Source organism: Micromonospora sp. CNZ296, from assembly GCF_007827635.1.
Genome location: NZ_VISW01000016.1, coordinates 166,493 through 173,487, shown reverse-complemented (window position 1 = coordinate 173,487; position 6,995 = coordinate 166,493). Strand labels below are relative to the sequence as shown.

Below are 6,995 nucleotides of genomic sequence, written 5' to 3'. Positions count from 1 at the left end.
GGATCAACGAAGAGCCACCCAAGTGATCACCAACGCCGAACCCTAACGGCAATCAGCCGAACCGATCACCACAGACATAGAAGCGTCTTGCAGTTGCGGCCCCTGTTGTGACCGATTCATGCCGGAATCGGGGGTACGAAAGTGCAAGATCGCGGGGGTTTGGTGGGGTGGGGTGGGCTGGAGATCCTCGTGCGGCTGGTTGTTGCGGCGAGCCTCCCGTTGGGCGAGATTGGCGTTCCGCTTGGTGGGAGCGGTGGAGATCTTGGTAGGAAAGGGCCCCTATGAGGGCCGTTTGGTACCAAGATCGCGCAGGCCCGGGCGCTGGGTGCCGGGCGTGCGCACACCGATCGGCGCGGGTGGCCGCGGCGCGTCGGGCCAGGTCGGGGAGGCGATAGCCGGGCTCAAAGGACGTCCAGGACCTGGCACAGCCAGGTGCCTCGACGGCGTTCCAGGCGTATCGCCACCGCCCAGCTCGCGCCCCCGGCGCCCGCGAACACGGCGGTGGCCTCGACCGCACCCGCGCGCGGCTCGCACACCCGCAGGCGCCGCAGCAGCAGCGCCGGCCGGGCGGTACGGCGGCGGACCGGTGTCACCCGGCGGGCCGCGCGGGTCAGCTCGGCTGCCACCGGGCCGGCCGACTCGGGCAGGCAGAGCGGCCGGAGCTGACCGTGTGGGCGGAAGCCGTTGACGATCTCCAGGAAGGTGCGCACGAACAGGTGCGCGGCTCGCGCTCCCTCGGGTGTGGCGGAGGCGAGGGCTGACGCCTGCGCCCCGGACCAGCGGGGCCAGGCGGTCGCCGGGTCCGGTGCTCGACCGGCGGGGCGTGTGGCGGCACGGCGGCGTGGGTCGGCCAGGTCGAGCGTGAGCTGACCGACGGGACTCCAGAGCTGCTCCTCGTCGGTGCACGGCGGGTCGAGCGGCGGGGCGGGCCGGAGACGGACCGGCGGGCGGGGTGCGCGGGGACGGCGGGTGTCGACCATCTCGAATCCTTGCGTTTGCCTTCGTTTGCCTCCGACAGGTTCTCATCTTCCCGGACGCGGACGATCGCCGTCAATGGCCCACGGTCCCCGGGTGGTCACTCCTCGTCGCGCTCACCGAGCGGGTTGCCGCGTACCCATTCGGCGGTCTCGGCGTACTTGCGCTCGATGTATTCCTCCAGCCGGGCGCGCTCGACCCGCCACTGGCCCCGGCCACCGATCTTGATCGCGGGCAGTTCGCCGCTGCGGACCATGTGGTAGACCTGCGAGTCCGAGACGTTCAGCTCGGCGGCGACGTCGGACAGCAGCAGGAACCTCGACTCCACGGTGTGACTCCCGGGGTTGATTGCGTTTGCTTCAGTTTGCCACTACCTGGTGACATCGCCGCGCGCCCGTTCGGGAGACACACCGGCGGGAGACTTCACCCGCGCGGGTGCCGGGTGTATGACGGTCTCGGCGTACGGCATGATCGGCGCCCGGAGTCGGCGTCCGCCGGCGATCGGCCTGAGTGTGGGAGTGACCGGTGACCGACGAGCTTGTCCGGGTGTACCTGCCGGCGACCGTTCCCATGCTCGCCCGGCTGCGCGAGGAGGGGCTGAGCGCCGAGGCGGCGCACGCCGTGACCCCGGAGCTGCGCGAGTGGTACGCCGAGGGCGACGAGGAGGAACTGGAGTACGTGGCCTTCACCCGGGCCGCCCAGGACGCGTTGCTCCTGCTCCGGCACGACCCCGCCGCCCCCCGGCGACGGGTGGTGGTCTCGGCCGACCTGCCGGCCCGTGCTGTCGGCCGGGTCGGCGGCGAGCTGGGATCGAGCGTGGTCCGGCCGGTCGGACCGGTACCCGTGAAGTCGGTCGCCGCGCTGCACGTGGACGGCGCGGACGCGGTCGAGGACGTGGCCGCCGCCGTCGACGTGGTGGTGGAGGCCCAGGCCGGTGACCCGGACGCCCAGTTCACAGTCGACGGCGCCGAGGACCACGAACTGGAGTGGTACGACGTGACCGAGCTGGACCTGCTCCTGCGCGAAGCGGGCTGACGGCGCGCGGTTCAGGCCGCGGGCTCGTCCTCGTCGTCGTCCACCGGGCGCGGCCCGAGCGTGCGCCCGAAGACGATGAGCGTGGTCAGCGCGCCCACGAAGAGCACCCAGATCCCGTTGTCCACCCGCGAGGTGCCCAGCGCGGTCTGCGCCACCTCGTCGGCCTCGCTGAGCGCCGCGGCCAGGTCGAGCAGCCCACGGCCGCCGATCCGGATGATCACCTCGGTCAGCAGCAGGAGCAGGCCCGCGCCCGCCCCGGCGACCAGGTAGGCCGGCCAGCGCAGCGGCGACGCGGCGCCGTCGCGGCGCTCCGCCCGGCGCCGGGACCAGGTGAGATAGAGGTACGCGGCCAGGCCGGCGAGCAGCCCGGCGAGCAGCGACTCGGTACGCGAGACCCACTTCGCGGCGTCGAGCACCGACTGCTGGGTCTCCCCGGCGCCGAACAGGTCGGAGAGCGGGTCGCGGACGCGGCTGAACAGCACCACGAAGATCTGCGCGGTGAGCGTGGCCAGGGTGATCGCCCCCACCACCCGGGCCTGGCGCGCACCGGCCATCGCCCCGCCGATGATCGCTGCCGCCGCCGCGGTACCGGCGATCGTGTTCGTGGTGGCGTTGTCCGCGTACGTCAGGTTGATCGCCACCGCGGTGACGAGCCCGACCAGGAGGCCGGTGCCGACGGCGGCCAGGAAGCGCAGCGTGGCGCGGCCCAGCCGGTTGGTCGCGAGCAGGGCCACCGTGGCGCCGGTGACCAGCGCCGCGGTGATGACGCCTGGTAGCGCGTACGCGGAGAGGCTGATCGCGGTGACGCCTGCCGCCGTGGAGTGGATCGCCTCACGGGTGGACCAGAGCATGGCGGCCAGCCACCCGACCGAGATCAGGGCGAGCACGATCGCGCCCGGCGCGAACTCCGGCCGCCCACCGGTGACAGTGCCCTCGTCCGCGTGCCCGGCTGCTTCCTCGCCGGAGGGCGTCTCGACGGCGGTCCCGTCGCCCGTGGTGGGCTCGACGGCCTCGGGCTGATCCGTCTCCGCGGCCGTGGAGCTGCCGGGCTGGTTGCTCATCGTCTTCCCTTCGACGGTCGCCGGATCTTCCCGCGCCGGGCGGGGCAGGTCACCGGTCATCCAGGGTACGCGGCGTGCCGCCGCTCCCCGGGCGGGCCGTGTGCCGTCCGCGCCTTGATCGACTGCAGTACGCCGATGTGGTGGCATCCCGAGGGCTCGGATGCCGCCGTCCCCCCGAGTGGAGTCGATCAATCAGTCCGCGCGGGTGCCGACGAATCGTCGATGAACGGGGTTGCGATCCGATGTTTCGTCGGATGTGGGCAGGTTGGGCCGACGGTCCCGAGATGATCCGGCTGTCCGGTGTGGCGGGGAGGCGCGGCCCGCGGGGGCGTCTCGTGACAGAATCGGGCCAGGTCCCGCCGCCGCTGACCCCGCGGTGTCCGGCGTCCGGCCGCCGGCCGGCGCCCGCGGGTCCGGTTTCGCCGTCGCCGTCGAGATCGCCAGGAGCCTGTGATGGACGCCGTGTTCTCCGTACCCGAGCCGCTCAACGAGCCGGTGCACACCTACGAGCCCGGCAGTGCCGACCGGGAACGGCTCCAGCGGCGGCTGGCCGAACTGGCCGCCGAGCGGATCGAGCTGCCGATGACGATCGCGGGCGAGCGCCGGATGGCCGGCGGCGCCTCGATCGACGTGGTGCAGCCGCACAAGCACGCGCACGTCCTCGGCATCACCGGGCACGCCACCCACGACGACGCCCGCGCCGCGGTCCGGGCCGCCAAGGACGCCGCTCCGATGTGGCGGGCGCTGCCGTTCGAGGAGCGGGCCGCGATCTTCCTGCGCGCCGCCGACCTGCTCGCCGGCCCCTGGCGGGACACGCTCAACGCGGCCACCATGCTCGGCCAGTCCAAGACCGCCGTCCAGGCCGAGATCGACGCGGCGTGCGAGCTGATCGACTTCCTCCGGTTCAACGTGCACTTCGCCCGGCGACTCCTGGCCGAGCAGCCGCTGTCCTCGCCCGGGGTCTGGAACCGCCTCGACCACCGGCCGCTGGAGGGGTTCGTCTACGCGATCACCCCGTTCAACTTCACCGCGATCGCCGGCAACCTGCCGTCCGCGCCGGCCATGCTCGGCAACACTGTGGTCTGGAAGCCGTCCCCGACGCAGCAGTTCGCGGCGCACTTCACCATGCGCCTGTTCGAGGCCGCCGGCCTGCCGCCCGGTGTGATCAACATGGTCACCGGGCGCGGCGAGGAGGTCTCCGAGGTGGCGCTGGCCGACCCGGACCTCGCAGGTATCCACTTCACCGGCTCGACCAAGGTGTTCCAGCACCTGTGGAAGACCGTCGGCGACAACATCGCCCGCTACCGGGGCTACCCCCGGCTGGTCGGCGAGACCGGCGGCAAGGACTTCGTCGTCGCGCACCCCAGCGCCGACGTGGACGCGCTGCACACCGCGCTGATCCGGGGCGCCTACGAGTACCAGGGCCAGAAGTGCTCGGCCGCCTCGCGGGCGTACGTCCCGCGGTCGATCTGGGAGGGCGGGCTGCGCGACCGGCTCGCCGCCACCGCCGACTCGCTGACCTACGGCGACGTGACCGACTTCAGCAACTTCGGCGGCGCGGTGATCGACGACAAGGCGTTCGGCCGGCACACCGCCGCGCTGGAGCTGATCAAGGGCGACGACTCGTGCCGCATCCTGGCCGGCGGCACCGCCGACGACTCGGTCGGCTACTTCGTCCGGCCGACGCTGTTCGAGTGCTCCGACGCCGCGCACGAGACGTTCACCACCGAGTACTTCGGGCCGATCCTCGGCGTGCACGTCTTCGACGACGCCCGCTTCGACGACGTGGTCACCCAGGCCGAGTCGATCGCGCCGTACGCGCTGACCGGGTCGATCTTCGCGACCGACCGCCGGGTGGTCGACCAGGTGGCGGAGAAGATGCGGTACGCCGCCGGCAACTTCTACATCAACGACAAGCCGACCGGCGCGGTGGTCGGGCAGCAGCCGTTCGGCGGCGCCCGGGCCAGCGGCACCAACGACAAGGCGGGCTCCTGGCACAACCTGGTCCGCTGGATGTCGCCGCGGACGATCAAGGAGACGTTTGTCCCGCCGACCGATCACGTCTACCCGCACATGGGCTGAGGCGCTCCGAGAGGGCCCGCCCCAGCCGGGGCGGGCCCTCTTCCTCATCCGACAGTGCACATCGGACCCGTCATCGGGTGCCGAAATGAGCAAATCCTGGACGCCAGAGCCGACAAAGTGGCAGCTTAGAGGGCATGGCGGAATCCGGAGTCAACCCGACGGCAGCAGCTCTGCTCGGTCTGCTGCACGACGGCCCGATGACTGGCGGCCAGTTGATGGCTGCCGCTGAGCGCCGGCTGGCGCCGTACTGGTCGATGACCCGCAGTCAGGTCTACCGGGAGCTGCCGGTCCTGGCCGAGAAGGGTCTGGTGCGTCTCGGCAAGCCCGGGCCGCGGATGAGCCAGCCGTACGCGCTGACGGCGGCCGGGAAACGGACATTCTCCCGCTGGCTGGCGGAGAATCCCGGCAAGGACACCATCCGTAACCCGATAGCGCTACGGATCGCGTTCGGTGACCTGCACTCGTCGAGCCAGCTCAAGAACCTGTACGCGACGGCGAACGAGTACCACACCGAGGCGCTGGCGGCGGTGCGGGAGCAGGTCAAGAACGCCAAGAAGGAAGGCGACAGCTACGACGCCAGCGCGCTGGAGTTCGCCGTCGCCTACCACAAGGCGGCGCTGTCCTGGCTGAAGACCGCGCCCGTCGGCTGACCACCTGCGTCGACCAGGCAGTAGTCTTGTCTGTCGTGACCGCTGCCGATTACGCCGAACAGCTCAAGGACCTCGACGCCACGCTGCGCAACATCGAGGCTGTGCTCGACCTCGACAAGCTGCGCGAGCAGAAGGCCCGGCTGGAGCAGGAGGCCTCCGCCCCCGACCTCTGGGACGACCAGGCCAAGGCGCAGCAGGTGACGTCGCAGCTGTCGTACGTCAACGGCGAGATCACCAAGCTCGGTGACCTGCGCTCCCGGCTCGACGACGCCGGGGTGCTGCTGGAACTCGCCCAGGCCGAGGACGACCCGGGCGCGCTGACCGAGGTCGAGTCGGAGATCACCGGGCTGACCAAGGCCATCCAGGAGATGGAGGTCCGGACGCTGCTCTCCGGCGAGTACGACTCGCGGGAGGCGCTCGTCGCGATCCGGGCCGGCGCCGGTGGCGTGGACGCCGCCGACTTCGCCGAGATGCTGCTGCGGATGTACCTGCGCTGGGCCGAGCGGCACGGCTACCCGACCGAGGTCTACGAGACCTCGTACGCCGAGGAGGCGGGCCTGAAGTCGGCCACCTTCACGGTGAAGGTGCCCTACGCCTACGGCACGCTCAGCGTGGAGTCCGGCACGCACCGGCTGGTGCGGATCAGCCCGTTCGACAACCAGGGCCGCCGGCAGACCAGCTTCGCCGGGGTCGAGGTGCTGCCGGTCACCGAGCAGACCGACCACATCGACATCCCGGAGAACGAGGTCCGGGTGGACGTCTACCGGTCGTCCGGGCCGGGTGGGCAGAGCGTCAACACCACCGACTCGGCGGTGCGGCTGACCCACATCCCCACCGGCATCGTGGTGACCTGCCAGAACGAGAAGTCCCAGCTCCAGAACAAGGCGTCCGCGATGCGGGTGCTCCAGGCCCGGCTGCTGGAGCGCAAGCGGCAGGAGGAGGAGGAGAAGCTGGCCGGCCTGAAGACCGGCAGCACCAGCTCCTGGGGCGACCAGATGCGCTCGTACGTCCTGCACCCGTATCAGATGGTGAAGGATCTGCGTACCGAGCAGGAGACGGGCAATCCGTCCTCGGTCTTCGACGGTGACCTGGACAGCTTCATCGAGGCGGGAATCCGCTGGCGGAAGCAGCAGCAGCTCAGCGCTGACAGTGCGTGATCACGGTTGGACGCAGCGCGTCATCGATCTCGGTC

General features: G+C 71.2%; 7 protein-coding genes. 4 read left to right on the top strand and 3 right to left on the bottom strand.

Going from position 1 to position 6,995, the window contains the following annotated elements; all coding sequences use genetic code 11:
• Positions 1-401: 401 nt before the first annotated feature.
• Both FB455_RS25200 and FB455_RS25195 read right to left on the bottom strand, forming a co-directional pair.
• Positions 402-980: an Rv3235 family protein gene (locus FB455_RS25200; RefSeq protein ID WP_145755089.1), complete on the bottom strand. Its 579-nt coding sequence runs from the start codon at positions 978-980 to the stop codon at positions 402-404.
• 95 nt (positions 981-1,075) lie between these two features.
• On the bottom strand, positions 1,076-1,303 hold the full coding sequence (locus tag FB455_RS25195; protein ID WP_013474124.1) for a helix-turn-helix domain-containing protein: 228 nt from the start codon (positions 1,301-1,303) through the stop codon (positions 1,076-1,078).
• A 197-nt stretch (positions 1,304-1,500) separates the two neighbouring features.
• Between FB455_RS25195 and FB455_RS25190 the strand changes: the two genes are divergently transcribed.
• Positions 1,501-2,010 carry a DUF6912 family protein gene (locus FB455_RS25190; protein ID WP_013474125.1) on the top strand — a complete coding sequence of 170 codons (510 nt, stop codon included), beginning with the start codon at positions 1,501-1,503 and terminating at the stop codon, positions 2,008-2,010.
• Positions 2,011-2,021: 11 nt separating this feature from the next.
• Here the strand turns inward: FB455_RS25190 and FB455_RS25185 are convergent, their stop codons facing one another.
• Positions 2,022-3,071, bottom strand: a complete 1,050-nt coding sequence (locus FB455_RS25185) for a hypothetical protein (RefSeq protein ID WP_030271126.1) — start codon at positions 3,069-3,071, stop codon at positions 2,022-2,024.
• Positions 3,072-3,524: 453 nt separating this feature from the next.
• Between FB455_RS25185 and pruA the strand changes: the two genes are divergently transcribed.
• From pruA to prfB, 3 genes are all read left to right on the top strand, one after another.
• Positions 3,525-5,153 (top strand): L-glutamate gamma-semialdehyde dehydrogenase, encoded by a 1,629-nt coding sequence (gene pruA, locus FB455_RS25180; RefSeq protein WP_030271125.1) that lies wholly within the window; start codon positions 3,525-3,527, stop codon positions 5,151-5,153.
• 134 nt (positions 5,154-5,287) lie between these two features.
• On the top strand, positions 5,288-5,803 hold the full coding sequence (locus tag FB455_RS25175; protein WP_013284223.1) for a PadR family transcriptional regulator: 516 nt from the start codon (positions 5,288-5,290) through the stop codon (positions 5,801-5,803).
• A gap of 35 nt (positions 5,804-5,838) precedes the next feature.
• Positions 5,839-6,960, top strand: a complete 1,122-nt coding sequence (prfB, locus tag FB455_RS25170; protein ID WP_013284224.1) for a peptide chain release factor 2 — start codon at positions 5,839-5,841, stop codon at positions 6,958-6,960.
• Positions 6,961-6,995: the final 35 nt, after the last annotated feature.